The organism is Variovorax paradoxus, assembly GCF_030815975.1.
Taxonomy (GTDB): Bacteria; Pseudomonadota; Gammaproteobacteria; order Burkholderiales; family Burkholderiaceae_C; genus Variovorax; species Variovorax paradoxus_N.
Window position 1 is genome coordinate 2,211,818 of record NZ_JAUSXL010000002.1, and the last position, 18,924, is coordinate 2,230,741.

At 69.0% G+C, this 18,924-nt stretch carries 19 protein-coding genes; 3 read left to right on the plus strand and 16 right to left on the minus strand.

The annotated features are described in order from the left end of the window. Positions 1 to 2 precede the first annotated feature (2 nt). Both QFZ47_RS14180 and QFZ47_RS14185 read right to left on the minus strand, forming a co-directional pair. A complete protein-coding gene (locus tag QFZ47_RS14180; RefSeq protein ID WP_307656237.1) occupies positions 3 to 1,640 on the minus strand; it encodes an FAD-dependent oxidoreductase in 1,638 nt (545 codons plus the stop codon). 136 nt (positions 1,641 to 1,776) lie between these two features. Next, positions 1,777 to 2,736, minus strand: a complete 960-nt coding sequence (locus QFZ47_RS14185; RefSeq protein WP_307656238.1) for an MBL fold metallo-hydrolase — start codon at positions 2,734 to 2,736, stop codon at positions 1,777 to 1,779. A 145-nt stretch (positions 2,737 to 2,881) separates the two neighbouring features. Here QFZ47_RS14185 and QFZ47_RS14190 point away from each other — a divergent pair, with 145 nt between their 5' ends. Next, positions 2,882 to 3,745, plus strand: a complete 864-nt coding sequence (locus tag QFZ47_RS14190; protein WP_307656239.1) for an IclR family transcriptional regulator — start codon at positions 2,882 to 2,884, stop codon at positions 3,743 to 3,745. Beyond that, a complete protein-coding gene (locus tag QFZ47_RS14195; protein WP_307656240.1) occupies positions 3,742 to 4,488 on the plus strand; it encodes an SIR2 family NAD-dependent protein deacylase in 747 nt (248 codons plus the stop codon). Before QFZ47_RS14190 ends, QFZ47_RS14195 begins: the two co-directional genes overlap by 4 nt. Here the strand turns inward: QFZ47_RS14195 and QFZ47_RS14200 are convergent. The 7 genes from QFZ47_RS14200 to QFZ47_RS14230 form a co-directional block, all read right to left on the minus strand. Then, entirely contained in the window at positions 4,485 to 4,997 is a 513-nt protein-coding gene (locus QFZ47_RS14200) for a GFA family protein (RefSeq protein ID WP_307656241.1), read from the minus strand. The two genes, QFZ47_RS14195 and QFZ47_RS14200, sit on opposite strands and share 4 nt — an antisense overlap. 22 nt (positions 4,998 to 5,019) lie before the next feature. Beyond that, entirely contained in the window at positions 5,020 to 5,241 is a 222-nt protein-coding gene (locus QFZ47_RS14205; protein WP_021005054.1) for a hypothetical protein, read from the minus strand. A 54-nt stretch (positions 5,242 to 5,295) separates the two neighbouring features. Then, entirely contained in the window at positions 5,296 to 5,964 is a 669-nt protein-coding gene (locus QFZ47_RS14210) for an ABC-type transport auxiliary lipoprotein family protein (RefSeq protein ID WP_307656242.1), read from the minus strand. Between the two features lie 14 nt (positions 5,965 to 5,978). After that, positions 5,979 to 6,950 (minus strand): MlaD family protein, encoded by a 972-nt coding sequence (locus QFZ47_RS14215; RefSeq protein ID WP_307656243.1) that lies wholly within the window; start codon positions 6,948 to 6,950, stop codon positions 5,979 to 5,981. 14 nt (positions 6,951 to 6,964) lie between these two features. Further along, the gene (locus QFZ47_RS14220) at positions 6,965 to 7,780 is read right to left on the minus strand and encodes an ABC transporter ATP-binding protein (protein ID WP_307656244.1); all 816 of its coding nucleotides are present in this window, start codon (positions 7,778 to 7,780) and stop codon (positions 6,965 to 6,967) included. A 22-nt stretch (positions 7,781 to 7,802) separates the two neighbouring features. Then, complete coding sequence (locus QFZ47_RS14225; RefSeq protein ID WP_307656245.1) at positions 7,803 to 8,969, minus strand: MlaE family ABC transporter permease; 1,167 nt, start codon at positions 8,967 to 8,969, stop codon at positions 7,803 to 7,805. Positions 8,970 to 9,117: 148 nt separating this feature from the next. Continuing rightward, complete coding sequence (locus tag QFZ47_RS14230) at positions 9,118 to 10,023, minus strand: LysR family transcriptional regulator (protein ID WP_307656246.1); 906 nt, start codon at positions 10,021 to 10,023, stop codon at positions 9,118 to 9,120. A 141-nt stretch (positions 10,024 to 10,164) separates the two neighbouring features. On the opposite strand from QFZ47_RS14230, the gene QFZ47_RS14235 reads away from it, so the two are divergent. Then, entirely contained in the window at positions 10,165 to 11,793 is a 1,629-nt protein-coding gene (locus QFZ47_RS14235) for a GMC family oxidoreductase (protein ID WP_307656247.1), read from the plus strand. A gap of 321 nt (positions 11,794 to 12,114) precedes the next feature. On the opposite strand, the gene QFZ47_RS14240 is transcribed toward QFZ47_RS14235, so the two are convergent. From QFZ47_RS14240 to QFZ47_RS14270, 7 genes are read right to left on the minus strand one after another with little or no spacing between them, the layout of a single operon-like run. Next, positions 12,115 to 13,188, minus strand: a complete 1,074-nt coding sequence (locus QFZ47_RS14240; RefSeq protein ID WP_307656248.1) for an ABC transporter substrate-binding protein — start codon at positions 13,186 to 13,188, stop codon at positions 12,115 to 12,117. Positions 13,189 to 13,200: 12 nt separating this feature from the next. After that, positions 13,201 to 14,331, minus strand: coding sequence for an NAD(P)/FAD-dependent oxidoreductase (locus QFZ47_RS14245; protein WP_307656249.1), 1,131 nt, complete (start codon positions 14,329 to 14,331; stop codon positions 13,201 to 13,203). Then, a complete protein-coding gene (locus QFZ47_RS14250; protein WP_307656250.1) occupies positions 14,328 to 15,743 on the minus strand; it encodes an FAD/NAD(P)-dependent oxidoreductase in 1,416 nt (471 codons plus the stop codon). Before QFZ47_RS14250 ends, QFZ47_RS14245 begins: the two co-directional genes overlap by 4 nt. Next, positions 15,740 to 16,054, minus strand: coding sequence for a (2Fe-2S)-binding protein (locus tag QFZ47_RS14255; protein ID WP_307656251.1), 315 nt, complete (start codon positions 16,052 to 16,054; stop codon positions 15,740 to 15,742). The genes QFZ47_RS14250 and QFZ47_RS14255 overlap by 4 nt, the downstream gene beginning before the upstream one ends. A 7-nt stretch (positions 16,055 to 16,061) precedes the next feature. Beyond that, the gene (locus QFZ47_RS14260; RefSeq protein WP_307656252.1) at positions 16,062 to 16,856 is read right to left on the minus strand and encodes an ABC transporter permease; all 795 of its coding nucleotides are present in this window, start codon (positions 16,854 to 16,856) and stop codon (positions 16,062 to 16,064) included. A gap of 4 nt (positions 16,857 to 16,860) precedes the next feature. After that, entirely contained in the window at positions 16,861 to 17,721 is an 861-nt protein-coding gene (locus QFZ47_RS14265; protein ID WP_307656253.1) for an ABC transporter permease, read from the minus strand. Then, positions 17,718 to 18,788 carry an ABC transporter ATP-binding protein gene (locus QFZ47_RS14270; RefSeq protein ID WP_307656254.1) on the minus strand — a complete coding sequence of 357 codons (1,071 nt, stop codon included), beginning with the start codon at positions 18,786 to 18,788 and terminating at the stop codon, positions 17,718 to 17,720. The genes QFZ47_RS14265 and QFZ47_RS14270 overlap by 4 nt, the downstream gene beginning before the upstream one ends. Between the last annotated feature and the right edge of the window lie 136 nt (positions 18,789 to 18,924).

The window sequence follows — 18,924 nt, forward strand, 5'->3', positions numbered from 1 at the left end:
CCTCAAGCCTTGGCCAGTGCGCGGTCGACTGCCGCGCGGATGTCCGCCGCCCTGGGCTGGCGCCAGCGCGCGCAAACGTGCTGGTCGGGCCGCAGCAGGTAGACGGTGCCGGGTTGCGCGTCGTAGCGCTGCATGGCGAGTTCGCTGCCCGTTGCGCCGTTCTCGAGGCGCACCACGTGCAGCGGCAGGTCGCTGGCCCTCAGCTCGCCCAGGCTGCGTTCGGCCGTTTCGCCCCTGCCGAACACCAGCGCGGTGAACCGCGCCACATGGCATTCGCGCAGCAGCCAGCCGGTGCTGCCGTCGGCGCGCACGATGGGCGCATCGGCCGCCGCGGCGCCGGGCACCATCGCACCCGCGAACACATCGGCATCGGGCGTGTTGAGCGGCGAATCGCGCAGCACCGCCGGCACCGAGAGCCGCCCGCTGTTGACAAGGGTGCGCGCGAAGGCGTGGCGCTTCGTCAGCTCCAGCACCGCGTCGCGGAACAGCCGGCTCACCTCGCTCTTGGGCGTGATGAAGTCGGTGGCGCGCGTGGAGTGGCGGATGTTCTCGTCGGCGGCGTATTCGCGCTCGCTCGCATAGCTGTCGAGCAGCGCATCGGGCGCCTCGCCCTTGAGCACGGCTGCGAGCTTCCACGCGAGGTTGTCGGCGTCCTGCACGCCCGAGTTGGCACCGCGCGCGCCGAACGGCGACACGCCATGCGCCGAGTCGCCCGCGAACAGCACGCGGCCATGGCGGAAGCGCTCCATGCGCTGGCAGGCGAAGGTGTAGACGCTGGCCCAGCCGATCCGGAACTGCACGCTTTCCAGGCCGATGCTGTCGAGCAGCGCACGCACGCGCGGCGTGATGTTCTCGCTCTTGCGCTCCTCCACCGGGTCGGCGTCCCAGCCGAGCTGGAAGTCGACGCGCCACATGCCGTCGGCCTGCTTGTGCAGCAGTACGCTCTGGCCAGGGTGGAACGGCGGGTCGAACCAGAAGCGGCGCTCCACAGGCAGGTCCGCATCCATCGTGATGTCGGCGATCAGGAAGCGGTCGCGGAACACGCGGCCCTTGGCTTCGAGGCCCATCAGCTGCCGCAGGTTGGAGCGCGAGCCGTCGCAGGCGCCGACGTGATCGGCGGCCAGCCGGTAGCCGCCCTCGGGCGTTTCGATAGTCAGCACCGCGCCGTCGTCGCGCGGCTTGATGCCCGTCACCTTGTGGTTCCAGCGCAGGTCGATCAGCGGCAGCGCGGCGGCGCGCTCGACGAGATAGCCCTCGACGTAATACTGCTGCAGGTTGATGAAGGCCGGGCGCTCGTGGCCGGGCTCGGGCAGCAGGTCGAAGCGATAGACCTGCTCGTCGTGGAAGAACACCTTGCCCACGTGCCACGACACGCCCTTGTCGACCATGCGGTCGCCGCAGCCGAGGCGGTCGAAGATCTCGAGCGTGCGCTTGGCAAAGCAGATCGCGCGCGAGCCGCTGGAGAGCGTGTTGTCGTTGTCGAGCAGCACCACCGGAATCTCGCGCAGTGCGAGGTCGATGGCCAGCGTGAGGCCGACCGGGCCGGCGCCGACGATCACGACCGGGTGACGGGCGGGCGTGGCCGCGTCCTGGTCGGCGTGGCGCCTGTAGTCGAAGCGCAGGCTTTGATAGTCGATCACGTTTTGTCTCCGTGTCTTTGTATTGCTCCTTCCCCCCTCTGGGGGAAGGCTGGGATGGGGGCTGGCGGCGCGCGAGACTGGCGCTCTGCCTGCCCCCACCCCAACCCTCCCCCGAAAGGGGAGGGAGCAAGGCCGGTCAGCCTTCGAGCGCCTTCCACATCTCCACGTCCCGCTCGGCCGTCCACACGCGCGGATCGGCATGGCCCGAGGCTTCGTCATACGCGCGGCTCACGTCGAAGGGCATGCAGTGGTCGAAGATCACCCACTGGCTGTACTTGGGGCTCAGCTTCGCGTAGGTGTCCTTGTAGACGGTGTTCAGGTCGCGCCCGGCCTTCACGCCTTCCTGCACGCTGGCGTACACGTCGGAGATGAAGTCGCGCGTGCCGGCCAGGCCTTCGGCCACCTCGGCCGGCGTGGTGAGCGCGGCGCCGCGGCCCGGCACCAGCGCGGCGGGCTTGAGCGCGGCGATGTTGTCCAGCGTCTGCGGCCAGTCCTTGAAATAGGCATCGCCCGCATAGGGCGTGGCGCCGAACTCCACCAGGTCGCCCGACAGCAGCGTGCGCTCCTGCGGCAGCCAGACGACCGTGTCGCCCTTGGTGTGGCCGCGGCCCAACTGGATCAGTTGCACCTCGAGCTTGCCGAGCCACAGCGTCATCTTTCCGGTGAAGGTCATGGTCGGCCAGGTCAGGCCCGGCGGCACGGTCTCGACGTTCTGGAACAGGCGCGGAAAGCGGCCGATCTCGCTGGCCTTGTCCTGCTCGCCGCGCTCCACAATCAGGTCGCGCGTGTCCTGGCTGGCCAGGATGTGCTCGGCTCCGTAGCCGGCCGCGCCCAGCACGCGCACCGCGTGGTAGTGCGTGAGCACCACGTACTTGATGGGCTTGTCGGTCACTTCGCGGATGCGGCGCACCACGTCGGCCGCCATGGCGGGCGTGGCCTGGGTGTCGGCCACCAGCACGCAGTCGTCGCCGATGACGATGCCGGTGTTGGGGTCGCCCTCGGCGGTGTAGGCCCAGGCATGCTCCGAGATCTGGCTGAAGGTGATCTTCTTCTCTTCCATGTCGGCCTGGCTGGCGAACTTCTTGGCTTGGCTCATCGTGTGTCTCCGTCGGGTGGATCGAAATTTTGATTCGTCTAAAGCAAATTGATTTGCGGTTAACGAATTGCTGAAGTGTAAGCCCGAGATCAGTTCATGTCTAATCCCTTCTTCATGAACGAACAATCAGACGCCAAGGCGGGCCATGGCAGCCAATGACCCCGACCGCGCCGCCCAGCGCGGCATCCAGAGCATCGAAGTGGGTGGCCAGCTGCTGCGCGCGCTGGTGCACCACGGCCGGCCGATGGCGCTGAAAGACCTGGCGCGCGAAGCCGACATGACGGCCGCCAAGGCCCATCCCTACATGGTGAGCTTCGGGCGGCTGGGCCTGATCGAGCAGGACCGCGCCAGCGGCCACTATCTGCTCGGCCCGCTGGCCTTGCAACTGGGGCTCATCAGCCTGCAGCAGGCCGATCCGGTGCACATTGCGACGCCGCTCATTGCCGAGGTCGCGCAGCGCATCGGCCACACGGTGGCGCTCGCGGTCTGGGGCGCGCGCGGCGCCACCATCGTGCGCACGGCCGAATCGCCGTCGCCGGTGCACGTGAACATGCGGCACGGCACGGTGTTCTCGCTCACCAACACCGCCTCGGGCCGCATCTTTGCCGCCTATCTGGAGGCCGGGACGGTGCGGCAACTGCTCGACGCCGAGCGCCAGCGGCAGAAGCAGCGCAAGGCCGGCGAAGAGCCGCCCGCGGCCGGCATGCCACCGCAGCCGCCGCTGCCTTCGTGGAGCGAATTCGAGCGCCAGCTGCAGGAAGTGCGCGTGCACGGCATCAGCCGCTCGGAGGGCGAGGTGATCGAGGGCGTGAGCGCCATGGCGGCGCCGGTGTTTGACCACACGGGCGCCATCGTGCTGTCGGTCACGGCCATCGGCCCGGCTGCCATCTTCGACACCGCCTGGGACGGCCAGATCGCACGCGCGCTCAAGGCCTGCGCGGGCAAGGTCTCTGCGCGGCTGGGCGCAACCTCTGCCGGAAAAAAGGCTTCCGCACCCCTGGATCCATGAGCCTGGGCACCGCTTCTTCCTCCGCCTCCTCTGTCGAATCCGCCATCGCCCTGCTGGGCGCCGCCCGGCGCATCGCCGTGCTGTCCGGCGCGGGGCTGTCCAGGGCCTCGGGCATTCCGACCTACCGCGACGCCGACGGCCTCTGGATGAACCAGAACGCACTGCAGTTCTCCCATGCCGAAGACCTGCAGCGCGACCCCAAGGGCTTCACCCGCTTCTGGGCCCGGCGGCTTTCCACCGTCGAGGCCGCGCAGCCGAACCCCGGGCACACGGCGCTCGCGCTGCTGCAGCGGCTGCGCCCGGCCACGCGCCTCATCACGCAGAACGTCGACGGCCTGCTTTCGATCGCGGGCGGGCTGGACGTGCTCGAACTGCATGGCTCGCTGCGCCGGTGGCGCTGCGACCACTGCGGCAACCGCCGCGGGCCCTGGCCCTTTCACCGCTGCATGCGCTGCGCCTCGCGCGCCCGGCCCGATGTCGTGATGTTCGGCGAGATGCTGAACCACGGCGTGCTGCACGATGCCCAGGTGGCCGCGCAGGAATCGGACGTGTTCATGGTGATCGGCAGCACGGCCGTGGTCTATCCGGCGGCCGAACTGCCGCAGCTGGCGATGGCCCGCGGCAGCCAACTGGTCACGCTCAACATGGAGCCGCTGCCGCACCTGGACGCGGCGGCCTCGGTGGTCCTGCGCGGCGCGGCGGAGGTGCTGCTGCCGCAATTGGTGGCGGGAATCGGCGGCTAGCTTTCGGAAGCCCTGGCCTCGCGCAGCGTATGCCAACGCGCGAGGCTTGCGGCAGGCCAGTACGCCTCGCGCTCATAGTATTCGGCCACCGCTGGCGTTTCGGGCGGCAGCACCACCCAGGGCTGCTTCGACATCGTGAAAATGTGCAGGTCCGGCGGCAGTCGGTCGGGCGTATCGAGTGTGCCCACGCGCACGAAGCACACGGCATCGCCCGCACCGGCGTAGTGGCTCCAGAGCGCGACACGGCAATGGGGGCAGCGAACGTACTTCTGGCCGCGTCCGCTGGCCGAAGGCGTCAGCACCACATCGACGGTGCCTTGCAGCAGTTGCATGTGCGCGGGTTCGATCAAGGCGTTGAGCGCGAAGGACGAGCCCGTTTCGCGTTGGCACCAGCGGCAATGGCAGCAGTGCACGAACAGCGGCGCAGCCGTCATGCGGTAGCGCACGGCGCCGCAAGTGCAGCCCCCGTCGAGGGGCACGAAGTCATTGCCGTCAACAGCGGCGGCCATGGTGCTTTCCTGAAAGGGCCGCTCAGCCCTTCTTGCCCCCCAGCAGCACCAGCGCCCCGCCCACCACGATGGCGGCCACGCTGGCCCAGGCCGGGAAGTTGACCTGCTGCTTCTCTTTCACCGAGAACTCCAGCGGCCCCAGCTTGGCCTGGTGCGTTTCCTTCGTGAAGCTGAAGCCGCCCAGGCCGAGGCCCGCGATGCCTGCGACGACGAGCAGGATGCCGATGATGCGTGTTGCGTTCATGGTGAGTTCTCCTCCGTTGATGATCAAAAGGCGGCTCGGGCCGAAGTCGAGAGCCTACTGCCGCGGCAGCTGGTCCACCCACTGCACGATCTCGGCCACGGCCGCATCGGTGGCCGCGGCCAGTGCCTTGACGCCGCCGGGCGCATCGGCGCTCGGGGCCGGCCGGCGCACGGTGAAGCTGCGCTGGCCCAGCACGCGGTCGCCGCCCGTGGTGCCGCGGATCAGCGTGGCGCGCATGCGGACCAGGCCGGTGCTGCTGCCGGCCGATTCGAAGTAGTGGCTGAACTCGTCGAGCGAGATGCGCAGCGTGTCGGGCACCTTGCCCTCGGCGCGTGCGATGGTCGCGCTTTCTTCCGGGCCGAGCACGGTGCGCCGCTCGGCCAGCGCGTCGCGCAGCCGCTGGCGCAGCAGCTGGGCCGGCGGCAGGCTCCAGCGCGATTGGCCGTAGGGACGCAACTCGTTGGCATCGGCATAGCCGAGCCGGTAGAGGATCTGCGTGCCGTCGAGCCGCGTATTGCTCTCGATCTCGGCCAGCGCGAGCGTGGGCAATGCGGCGGCGGGCGGGTTGGCGGCGCTGGCCGATGCGGCAAGCCCGGGACCGAAGTCGTACAGCGTGGCGCGTGCGGGCTTGTCGGGCAGCGCGCCGCAGCCGGCCAGCAGCAGCGCCAGGCCGATGCCGATGCAGGCGGCAAGGCTCGGGCGGGAGGGAGTGGCGGTCTTCATGGTCATCATCACCTTCAGGGGCGTGCCAGGGACGTGGTGGACGGCGGCGCGGAGAAACCGGGCTCGCCAGGGCCTGCGGCGGTGCCGCCGTTGCCGAACAGCAGCGACTGCGGGTTGTCGTTGATGCTGTCGGCCGCGCGGCCGAGCCGGCGCACCGCGCGCGAGGTGTCGTCGGCCACGCGGTTCACGCGCGGCAGCGTGGCGGCGTTGAACGTATCGACCGACTGCGCCAGCGCCTTGGTGCCGTTGCTCAGCCGCTCGATCGGGCCGTCGGGTGCGTTGAGCCGGCCCACGGTGGTGTTGAAGTTGTTGGCCACGCGCGAGACGTCGCCGGCCGCCGTCTTCACCGAGGACAGCGTGTTCGGAAGCGCGGCGAGCGCCGGGTTCAGGCCGGTCTTCACCGTGTTGTCGAGCTGCTTGAGCAGCGTGTTGGCGCTGGCCGAGGCTGCCGCGATGTTCTCCAGCGCATCGGCCGCGCGCTTCTGGTTGTCGTCGCCCAGCAGCTGGTTGGCGCGCTTCGTCGCCTCGTCGACCTGGTTGATGATGGCTTCGCCGCGGTCCTGCAGCTGCGCGAGCATCGAGGGCTTGAGCGGAATGCGCGGCGGGTCGTCGTCATTGGGCACGAGCGCGACGTTCGATTCGCCCTTGTCGTCCAGCGCGATGAAGGCCAGGCCGGTCACGCCCTGGTAGCTCAGCGTGGCAAAGCTCGACGTGGTGAGCGGCACGCGCTGGTCGACCGTGATGCGCACGCGCACGTTGCCCTTGGCCTTGGGATCGAAGTCGATCGAGCTCACCTTGCCGACCGCGATGCCCCGGTAGCGCACCATGGCCTGCGGCTGCAGCCCGCTGACCGCGTCGCGGGTGGAGAGTTCGTAGATGTTGCGCACGGTGCTGTCGCGCGTGAACCAGACCACCAGCCCCACGAGCACGGCGATGAGGCCGAGCACGAAGGCACCGGCGGCAAGGGCATGGGCTTTGTTTTCCATGGTGTGGCTACCTTTCAGTGGACCGCGCCGGCGGGCGGCGGCGGGGCATCGGCGGGTTTGTCATGCAGGGCCTCCAGGGCGCGCTGGCCGCGCCCGCCCAAGAAATATTCGTGGATGAACGGATGCGGATACGCGATCACTTCTCGCGCCGAGCCGCTGACGATGACCTTGTGGTCGGCCAGCACCGCGATGCGGGTACTCAGGTCGAACAGGGTGTCCAGGTCGTGCGTGACCATCACCACCGTCAGGCCCAGTTCGCGGTGCAGGCCGCGCAGCAGGTCGCAGAAACTGTCGGAGGCCTCGGGGTCGAGGCCGGCGGTGGGTTCGTCGAGCAGCAGCAGCGGCGGGTCCATGATGAGTGCGCGCGCCAGCGCCACGCGCTTGATCATGCCGCCCGACAGGTCCGCCGGGCTCATGTTGGCATGCCGCGGTTCCAGGCCCACCATCTGCAGCTTGACCAGCGCCGCGTTGCGGACCAGCTCGTCGGGCAGTAGCTTGAGTTCGCGCAGCGGAAAGGCAATGTTCTCGAGCACGCTGAAGGCCGAGAACAGCGCGCCGTGCTGGAACAGCATGCCCACGTTGGCCGCGCCCTTGGCGCTGAGTTCTCCGGGCGCCCGGCCCAGCACCTCGACCGTGCCCTTCGTCGGCTTTTCGAGCCCGAGGATCTGGCGCAGCAGCACCGTCTTGCCGGTGCCCGAGCCGCCCACCAGCGACAGCACCTCGCCGCGCTCGATGCGCAGGTCGAGGTCGCGGTGCACCACGACCTCGCCGTCGGCGCTCTTGAACACCGTCCAGAGCTTGCGGATATCAACGACGTTCGAATCGCTCATTGGTGCACCCTTGGCGCTGCGCTCATGCCCGGAACCCCACGCCCTTGAAGAGCACCGCGAACAGCGCGTCGACCAGGATCACCGCGGTGATCGAGGTCACCACCGACGAGGTGGTGCCGCGGCCCAGGCTCTCGGTGTTGGGCTTGACCTTCATGCCGAAGTAGCAGCCGATCAGCGCAATCAGAATGCCGAACACCGCCGACTTCGCGAGCGCGAGCCACAGATTCGAGATCGGCACCGCGCGCGGCAGCGCCGAGAGAAAGTAGGCCGGCGAAATGTCGAGCGCGGCGTCGGCCGCGAGCATGCCGCCCGCGAGCGCCGCCATCGAGGTCCAGAGGCTGATCAGCGGCATCGCGATGGCCAGCGCCATCACGCGCGGCATCACCAGCCTGAAGCCGTGCGGAATGCCCATCACGCGCATGGCGTCGAGTTCTTCGGTCACGCGCATCACGCCGATCTGCGCCGTGATGGCCGAGCCCGAGCGGCCCGCGATCAGCACTGCCGCCAGTACCGGCCCGAGCTCGCGGATCAGCGACAGCCCGAGGATGTTGACCACGAAGGCCTCGGCGCCGTACTGGCGCAGCTGCTGCGAGATCAGGTAGGCCAGCACCACGCCGATCAGAAGGCCGACCAGCGCCGTGATGTGCAGCGCCGTGGCGCCGAACTGGTAGAGGTGCCCCGAAAAATCGCGCCAGGGCGCACGGTGCGGCGCGCGCAGCAGCGTGCCCGCGTCGAGCGCGAGCTGGCCGATCAGGCCCACGAAGTCGCGCACCACCTCCAGCGCGCGCGCGCCGGTGTGCGAGAAATGCCGCAGCCGCTCGGCCAGCGTGGGCGGCGGCTCCTCGGGCGTTCCCACGGTGAACTGCGCCACCTGGTCGAGCACCGCCTTGTGCTGCGGCGACATCTCGAGCGTAGCTGGCCAGTCGTGGCGCCAGTGGTCCCAGAGCAGCTGCGCGCCAATGTGGTCGAGCTGTTCGATCGGGCGCAGGTCCCAGGCGCGGTCGTCGGCCGGCGGCGCGCCCGCCAGGTCCCTGGCCAGCGCCTGCCACGCGCTGCGCGACGACATCGCCAGCGTGGTCCAGCGGCCGCTGGCCACGGTCCAGCGGCGGCCGTCCTGCTCGCGCTCGTCGAGGCGCGGCAACACGCTGCCGGCGGCGGGTGCGTCGGCAGTCGGAGTTGCTATGGGCATGATGCGGCGATGGCGGGCGAAGTAAGAAGAAAGGGGCGGTCTGGAAGGGCGCATCGTAACCGGATGAGTCGGCTTTTCCGGTGCGCCGCACCGCCGCTTCGCGTAGGGCGGAACGCCGTTTTTCCGATCATTGGCGGCTCCTTTGCGCTCAATTCCAGGCCCGTGCGAGCGCGTTCCATGCGCTTGCGATCACGGGCTCGTTGCGCCGCGCCGCCAGCGAGACGAAGCGCAGCGCGCAGTCCAGCTGCACGCGGTCGGCCATCACGAGGCCGTGCGACTGGCTCTCGCGGATGGCGATCGAGTCGCGCAAGAGGCTCAGGCCCACGCCCGACTTCAGCAGGTCGAGCATCGAAGCCTCCTGGTCCACCAGCGCCACGCGGCGCGGCGACAGCCCGAGCGGCCCGAACACCTTTTCCAGCAGCCGGTGGTGCGCCGATTCCGGCGGCGTGGCCAGCCAGGGCAGCGCCGCCAGCGCCTTCCAGTCGCGGCCCAGCACCTGCGGGCCCCAGCCCGCGGGCGCGACCACGCGGTAGGTGAAGCGCGTGAGCGTGCGCGCCGCGAGCGGCGCCGGCGCGGCGGTATCGCCCTCGTCCGCATCGAGGTGAAAACCCACGTCGAGCTCGCCGCGAAGCACCTGGGCCAGCACCGTGCCGCTCATGCCGTGGCGCAGCTCAGTCTCGATCTGCGGGGCCGACTCCACCAGCTCGCGCAGGAACATGCCGAGCCGCGTGAACTCCGGGTCGAGGATGGTGCCGATGCGCAGCGCCCCGCGCACCGTGCCCTGCAGGTTGCGCGCGGCCTGCTGCAGGTCGCCCACGGCCGCGAGCACGCGCTCGGCCTGCGGCAGCAGCGCGGCGCCGTCGGCCGTGAGCGCCAGCCCGTGCGGCGTGCGCGTGAAGAGCTGCAGCCCGGTTTCCTCTGCCAGGCGCTTGAGCTGCAGGCTCACCGCCGGCTGCGTCAGGTGCAGCCGCTCGGCCGCGCGCGACACATTGCCCTCGCGCGCCGCGAGAACGAAGGCACGCAGAATCTGGAGGTCCAAGGCGGCGGTAGCCATATAAGAACGATTTATATGCCAACTGCGCCGAAATCATTGGCTTTTTGCACATGGCTTGGGGGAAACTGCCCGCCGAAGCCTTTCACCGGGCCCATGAGCACAAGAAATACCGCGGACCCTTCCGGAGACAAGCCAGACGCCATGAGCGACACCACATTCGAATACATCGTGATCGGCGGCGGCACGGCCGGCGCGCTGATGTGCAACCGGCTGACCCGCAAATCGCAGCAGCGCACGCTGCTGATCGAGGCCGGCCGCAAGGACGACTACCACTGGATCCACATTCCGGTGGGTTATCTCTACTGCATCGGCAATCCGCGCACCGACTGGCTCTACAGCACCGAGCCCGACGCGGGCCTCAACGGCCGCGTGCTGCGCTATCCGCGCGGCAAGACGCTGGGCGGCTGCTCCAGCATCAACGGCATGATCTACATGCGCGGCCAGTCGCGCGACTACGACCAGTGGGCGCAACTCACCGGCGACGACGCCTGGCGCTGGCAGAACGTGCTGCCCGATTTCAAGAAGCACGAAGACTATTACCTCGGCGCCGACGAACTGCACGGCGCCGGCGGCGAATGGCGCGTGGAAAAGCAGCGCTTGCGCTGGGACATCCTCGACGCCTTTGCCGAGGCCGCGGTGCAGGCCGGCGTGCCGCACAGCACCGACTTCAACCGCGGCAGCAACGAAGGCGTCGGCTACTTCCAGGTCAACCAGAAGAACGGCTGGCGCTGGAACACCGCCAAGGCGTTCCTGCGGCCGGTCTGCTATGGCCGGCCCAACTTCGAGATGTGGGTCAACGCGCATGTCACCCAGCTGATCGTCGAAACCCAGCCCGACGGCAGCCGGCGCTGCACCGGCGTGCGGGTGTGGGACGGCCACGAGATGGTCACCGCCCATGCCACGCGCGAGGTGGTGCTGTGCGCCGGCAGCATCGGCTCGCCGCAGATCCTGCAGCTCTCGGGCATCGGCCCGGCCGAGCTGCTGCGCCAGCACGGCATCGAGGTGGTGCTCGACGCGCCCGGCGTCGGCGCCAACCTGCAGGACCACCTGCAGATCCGCGCGGTCTACAAGATCAACGGCGCGCCCACGCTCAACGTGCTGGCCTCCTCGATGTACGGCAAGGCGAAGATCGGCCTCGAATACCTGATGAAGCGCAGCGGGCCTATGAGCATGGCGCCTTCGCAGCTCGGCGCCTTCACGCGCAGCTCGCCCGAACATGAGTGGCCGAACCTCGAATACCATGTGCAGCCGCTGTCGCTCGATGCCTTCGGCGATCCGCTGCACAGCTTTCCGGCCTTTACCGCGAGCGTGTGCAACCTCAATCCCACGAGCCGCGGCACCGTGCGCATCAAGAGCCCGCGCTTCCAGGATGCGCCGGCCATTGCGCCCAATTACCTGAGCACCGACGAAGACCGCAAGGTGGCGGCCGATTCGCTGCGCGTGACGCGCCGCATCGCCTCGCAGCCCGCGCTCGCGAAGTACCGGCCCGAGGAATGGAAGCCCGGCGTGCAATACCAGAGCGACGAAGACCTGGCGCGCCTGGCCGGCGACATCGCGACCACCATCTTCCATCCGGTCGGCACCACCAAGATGGGCGCCGACGGCGACCCGATGGCGGTGCTCGACTCGAAGCTGCGCGTGCGCGGCGTGCAGGGGCTGCGCGTGGTCGATGCGGGCGCGATGCCGATCATCACCAGCGGCAACACCAACAGCCCGACATTGATGATGGCCGAGAAGGCTGCGGGGTGGATTCTGGAAGCGAATCGCTGAGGCGTTCGTTCGAGCGCTTTTGGTCAGCGCGTTCTTGTTCGGGGCGCGTGCACAGGCCACCGGGTACTCCCCTCCGCGAATGTCCCCCGCCTTCGGCTCCTCCTTTATTTCGCTGCGGGGAGCACCCGATGCCCTGTGCACTGGGGCACGCTGCTGGTACACCGCTGATCAACGACCGTTGCGCATGACGCTTCCGTCGATGGGGTGCCTTGCGCAGCGAAATCAAGGGGGAGGCCGCAGGCCGGAGGACATTCGCGGAGCAAGGTACCCCGTCGGCGGGAGCGCGCCCCGAACGTCACGGTCCTAACACTCGCGCGCTAGTCACTTCTCGATAGTCTTGTTCCAGCGCGCGTTCCAGGCCGGCCGGTTCGCGTTGATGCTGTCCCAGTCAATGGTGACCGCCGTCTTCATCCACTTGTTGATGTCGGCGACCTGCTGCACACCATCACCCACCGCCGGCGCCTTGGGGTTGGTGGGAATCTGCGCGCCGTACTGCAGCACGTTGGCCTGAGCCAGCGGGCTCAGCAAGAATTCGGCGAGCTTCTGCGACAGCTCGGGCTCGCTGTTGTTGGCGATCACGCACTGGCCCACCATCAGCACCACCGCGCCTTCCTTGGGCGGCGCGTATTCCACCGGAATGCCCTTGGTCTTGAGCGCGGCCACGGCCGTGGGCGTGAGCGGGAAGATCGCGGCCTCGCCGGTCTGCACCATCTCCGACAGCTTGGCCGAGCTCGGGATGTACTCGAGCACGTTGGGGCCCACGGTGTTGGGCCAGGCCTTGAAGCCGGGCTCCACGTTCTTGTCGTTGCCGCCCTGGATGCGGTTGAACATCAAGAAGCCGTGCAGCCCGAAGGATGATGACGACATCGACTGGAACACCACCTTGCCCTTGTACTTGGGATCGGCCAGGTCCATCCACGAGGTGGGTGCCGCCCAGCCCTTTTCCTTGAACATCTTCGCGTTGTAGGCCAGGCCTGTCATGCCCAGGCTCACGCCGCTGGCCATGTCGTCCTTGAAGCGCGCGGCCGGATAGATCTCGGCGAGCGAGGGATTGGGCCGCTGCTTCTGGCACAGGCCCATGCCGATGGCGCGCACCATGATGCCGTCATCGAGGAACATCACGTGCATCTGCGGGCGGTCCTTGTTGGCCTGCGCCTTCGCGAGGATATCGGACGAGGTGCCCGGCACCACCACCACCTTGGCGCCGTAGAGCTTCTCGAAGGCCGGGAACACGTACTGCGTGTACGCCTTCTCCATGGTGCCGCCGTTCATGCCGATGTAGAGCGTCTTGGTTTGCGCACTGGCTGCGCCGCCGGCCGCGAGCGCGGCCACCGCCGCCGCACCGAGCATGGTCCGGCGAAGAGAGAAGAAGGAAGTCTTCTGGAAACGGGACATGGTGTTTTCCTTTCAGGGTGGGGTGGGGGTGAAGCGTTCGATCGAGAAGCTCTCGATCGGCGTGCTGCTGCGGCCGTCGCGCACGAGTTCGGCCAGCACTTCGCCGGCAGCGGGGCCGATCTGGAAGCCCGCGCCCGAAAAGCCGAAGCCATGGAACAGGCCGGGCGTGGTGCGGCTGGGGCCGAGCACCGGCTGGCGGTCGGGCAGGTAGCCTTCGGTGCCGCTCCAGGTGCGAATGAAATGCGCATGGCGCAGCGTGGGCAGCAGCTCGATGGCCTGTGCGGAGAGCGAGGCGATGGCGTCGCGGTCGGAGCGGGCGCGGTCGGCATCGAGCGCCACACCCTTCCCGCCCCCGCCCAGCACGAGGTTGCCGCGCGCCACCTGGCGGCAGTAGATGCCGCCGCCCTCCACGCCGAGGCTCCAGTTCATGAAGAAGGGCAGCGGCTCTGTCACTGCCATCGCGGGATGGCCTGATTGCAGCGGCACCTCTTCGCCGAACTCCGTGGCAATCGGCCCGGCCCAGGCGCCTGCGCAGTTGAGCAGCGCCGGCGCATGCACTTCGAGCGCATTGCCCGAGCGCAGCATGAACGCCCGGCCATCGTGCGCCACCTCGTCGACCTTGTGGCGCTCGAAGATCAGCGCGCCGGCGCGCTGCGCCGCGAGTGCGAAGGCCGGCGACACCAGCCGCGGGTTGGCCTGCCCGTCTTCCGCGCACAGCGAGCCGCCGACGGCGCGCGCGCCGAGCCACGGGCAGCGTTCGCGCAGGCGGGCATCGGAGATCAGCTCGAGCCCCAGGTCGAAGTCGCGGCTTTGCGCGCGGTAGCGTTCCAGAGATGCCATGTCGGCCTCGCTGCGCGCGATCTTGAAGTGGCCCGAGCGCAGGTACTCGCCGTCGGTGCCGATGGTTTCGCGCAGGCGCTCCCAGATGCGGTGCGCGCGCTGCGCCAGCGGAAGTTGGCTCAGCGGCCGGCCCTGGCGCCGCACGCCGCCGTAGTTCACGCCGCTCGAACGCGAGCCGCACAGGTCGCGCTCCAGCAGCACGACGCCGATGCCCATCTGCCGCAAGGCCAGCGCGGCGGACGCGCCGACGATGCCGCCGCCCACGATGGCGACGTCGGTGTGCAATGTCTTGCGTCCGGTCATTCGCCGGCCCCTTCGAGCGACGGCGTTGCGGCGAGATGAATCGGAATCGGCTTGATGGGTGCCTGCCCGCGCAGCCGTCCCACCTGCTGCAGCGGCAGTCCCGTGGCGTGCGCCAGGATCTCGGCCGCAGCCACGCCGCACATGCGGCCCTGGCAGCGGCCCATGCCCACGCGCGAGAGCGCCTTCAGGCGGTTCATTTCGTCGGCGCCGTTGACCGAGACGGTCTGACGCAGCGTGCCTGCCGTGACGTTCTCGCAGCGGCAGACCACCAGCTCGTCGGGCGCATGCGCGGCCCAGTCGGGCGGCAGCGGGAAGGCGCGTTCCAGCCCTTCGCGGAAGCCGCCGAGCTTGTGGAGCCTGCGTTCGAGCGCTGCGGTGCGCGCGGTGTCGACCGCCACGCCCTGGTCGGCCAGCAGCGCGAGCGCGGCGCGTTCGCCGGCCCATTCGGCCGCATCGGCGCCCATGATGCCGGCGCCATCGCCCGCGAGGTACACGCCCTTCACGCTGGAGCGGCCGGCGGCGTCGCGCACCGGCAAATGCGCGCGGTGCAGCGGCGCGAATTCGAAGCGGCAGCCGAGCAGGTCGGCCAGCTGGGTTTCGGAACGCAGCGCGTAGCCGAAGCCGACGGCATCGCAGGCCAGCGTGCGTTCTTCGTTGCCGTCTTGCCATGCCACGCCGGTGACGCGGCCCTGCGCCTCGTCGCCGAGCACGCGCAGCGGACGCACGCCACTGTGCAGCGCCACGCCGTGCGCGCGCAGCCAGCCCACGTAGTACACGCCCTTTGCGAACACCGCGGGCTGCGCCAGCATCGCGGGCGCGGCGGCGATCTGGTTGGCGAGGCGCGCGGTGTCGAGCACCGCGGCCACGTCCACGCCGGCCTTCGCGTACTGGTAGGCCACCAGGTACAGCAGCGGGCCGGTGCCCATGAACACCACGCGCCGCCCGATGGCGCAGCCCTGGAACTTGAGCGCCACCTGCGCGCCGCCCAGCGTGTAGACGCCGGGCAAGGTCCAGCCCGGCACCGGCAGCACGCGGTCGGTGGCGCCGGTGGCAACGATCAACTGGCCGTAGGGGACGCTGTCGGTGCCGCGCGTGGGGCCGTGCAGCACGTCGAGCCGGCCGCCCTGAGCGCTCCACACCAGGCTGTCGGGGCGGTAGTCGATGCGTTCGCGCAGGGCGTCGAAGGCAATGTGCAACGCGACGGCGCGACGCGCCTCGAGGCCATACAGCGTTTGCGTGCTGCGCTGGGAAAGGCTCGCGGGAGGCCGCCGGTAGATCTGCCCGCCGGCGCGCGAGGCTTCGTCGATCACCACCGGCTGCAGGCCATGCGCCACCAGCGCCTGTGCCGCGCGCACACCGGCGGGGCCGGCGCCGACGATCACGGGGCGGATTTCGCCTGCCGCCGCCGTCATGCGCCGTTCCTCCCGGTGACCAGCGCCATGCCGGGCGCGATGAAGGTCGAGCAGGCGCGCAGCCGCTCGCCTTCGCCGGTGGAAATCCAGCAGTCCTGGCAGGCGCCCATCATGCAGAAGCCCGCGCGCGGCTGGCCGCTGAATTCGTTGCGGCGCAGCTGGCCGCATTGCGTGAGCACGGCCGTCAGCACCGTGTCGCCGGCCAGTGCGCTCGCGGCTGCGCCGTCCAGGGTGAAGGGCACGGCCTCGCGGCCGGTGGTCTCGGCCACGCGGTGCAGCAGGGCGGGTGAAGTTGTCGTTGTCGTCGTCATGGCTTGCCTATCTGCGCCCCACCAGCACGCGGTCCAGCCCGTAGACGCGGTCGAGCACCACCATCGCGATGGCCGTCACCGCCACCATCAGCGCCGACACCGCCGCCATCAGCGGATCGATCGACTCGGTGGCATACATGTACATGCGCACCGGCAGCGTCACCGTGCTGGGCGAGGTGACGAAGATCGACATCGTCACTTCGTCGAAGCTGTTGATGAAGGACAGCAGCCAGCCGCCCGTGACGCCCGGCAGGATCATCGGCAGCGTGATGCGCCGGAACACCGTGGCCTGGCTCGCGCCCAGCGAGAGCGCGGCCTGCTCGGCGCTGCGGTCGAAGCCCACCAGCGCGGCCACCACGAGGCGCAGCGTGTAGGGCGTGACGATCAGCGCGTGCGCCATCACCAGCCAGCCGAAGCTGCCCGTGCCGCCCACCAGCGCGAACAGGCGCAGCAAAGCCACGCCCAGCACCAGGTGCGGAATGATCAGCGGCGAGAGGAACAGGCCGTTGAGGAAATCGCGCCCCGGAAACGCGTAGCGCGTGATCGCCATGCCCGCCGGCACCGCGAGCAGCGTGGCGATGGTGGCCGAGGCCAGCGCGAGCCACAGGCTGTTCCAGAAAGACTGCATGAAGTCTGGATGCGCGAACACCGCCCTGAACCAGCGCAGCGAGAAGTGCGTGGTGGGAATCGTGAGCGTGTTCTCGGGCGTGAACGCGACGATGCACACCACCACGAGCGGCGCCAGCATGAAGGTGATGACGAGCGCGTTGAACGCGAGAGCGAGGGGGCCGTTCTTGGTCATGGCTTCACCCCAATGCCTTTTTGTAGCGGCCTTCGACCAGGCGGTTGTAGCTCAGCATCACGATGAGATTGGCCGCCAGCAGAACCAACGCAACGGCTGCGCCGAGCGGCCAGTTGAGTTCGTGCAGGTACTCGTCATACACGACCGTCGCGACCATCTTCAATCGACGCCCGCCCAGCAATCCCGGAATCGCGAACGAGCTCGCAGCCAGGCCGAACACGATCAGGCTGCCCGAGAGAATGCCCGGCATCACCTGCGGCAGCACGATGCGGCGCAGCGTGGTGAAGTGCGAGGCCCTGAGCGAGAGTGCCGCGTTCTCCACGCCCGCATCGAGCTTCTGCAGCGAGGTCCAGACCGGAATCACCATGAAGGGCAGCATCACATGGACCAGTGCGACGATCACCGCGGTCTCGGTGTAGAGCATCTTCACCGGCCCGATGCCCGCCAGCCGCAGCAGTCCGTTCACCGCGCCCTCGGGCCCGAGCAGCATGCTCCAGCCGAAGGCGCGCACCACCACCGACACGAGCAGCGGCGCCAGCACCACCAGGAGCAGCACCGAGCGCCACGGGTTGCGCATGCGGCTCAGCACATAGGCCTCGGGCGCGCCGACCAGCACGCAGATCAGCGTGACGAGGCCCGAGATCCAGAAGGTGCGCCAGAAGATGCCGTGGTAGTAGGAGTCGCTGAACACCTGCGCGTAGTGCGCGAGCGTGAACTCGCCGGCCTTCGGTCCGGTGGCTGGGTCGTACACGTTGAACGACAGCACCGCGGTGAGCGCGAGCGGCACCACCAGCAGGGCCGCGAACAGCAGCAGCGCGGGCCCCGACAGCCACCACGGCGTGGCCTTGTTCCTCATTCCGCTCATGCCGCCACCGCCGCGTCGGCCGGCAGCAGCCGCGTGCAATGCGCGGGCCAGTCGATGCCGGCCGCGTGGCCTTCGTCGAGCGCGTCGCGGCCGTCGTTGGGGCTCAGCACCATCAGGTCGCCGGCGGGCGTGCCCAGGCGATAGAGCCATTGGCTGCCCAGGAAGAAGCGCTCCAGCACCTGGCCGTCGAGGCGGCCGCGGCCGGCCTCCACCAGCTGCAGCTTTTCGGGGCGCACGCTCATCAGCACCGGGTCGCCCGACTTGTAGCCGGTGTCGTCCACCTCGACCGCGAGCGCGCCCACCGCCACATGGCAGCTGCGCGCGCCGCTGGCCGTGACGCGGCCATTCAGCAGGTTGGCCTTGCCCACGAAGGTGGAAATGAAGCGCGTGCTCGGATGCTCGTACACGCGGTGCGGATGGTCGATCTGCGTGGCGCAGCCGCCTTCCATCACCACCACGCGGTCGCTGATCGACATGGCCTCGCTCTGGTCGTGCGTGACCATCACCGTGGTGGTGCCGACCTTGCGCTGGATCTGGCGCAGCTCGAACTGCATTTCCTCGCGCAGCTTGGCGTCGAGGTTGGAGAGCGGTTCGTCCAGCAGCAGCACCGGCGGCTCGATCACGAGTGCGCGGGCCAGCGCCACGCGCTGGCGCTGGCCGCCGGAGAGTTCGCGCGGGTAGCGCGTAGCGTGCGCTTCCAGATGCACCAGCGCCAGCGCCTGCTTGACGCGCCCGGCGCGTTCGGACTTCGGCATCTTGCGCATCTCGAGGCCGAAGCTCACGTTGTCGGCCACCGTCATGTGCGGAAACAGCGCGTAGGTCTGGAACACGATGCCCAGCCCGCGCGTGTTGGCCTTGGCATGCGTGATGTCCTTGCCCGCGAGTTCGATGCGCCCGCTCGACACCGCCTCGAAGCCCGCAATCATCTGCAGCGTCGTGGTCTTGCCGCAGCCCGAGGGGCCGAGCAGCGAGACGAACTCGCCCTTCTCCACCGTGAGGTTCATGGCCGACACGGCGCGCGTGGCGCCATAGAACTTGGTCAGGTCGGTGAGCCTCAGGAACGACATGGAAGGGCCTTTCTGCGGGATTGGAAGATGGGGTGCAGCACCTTGGTGCATGCCGTGGACAAAGAGAGAACTTTCAATTCACTCTATTGCAACGATCACGCCAGATCGCCTCGGGTATTCCATTAATCAGAATCTT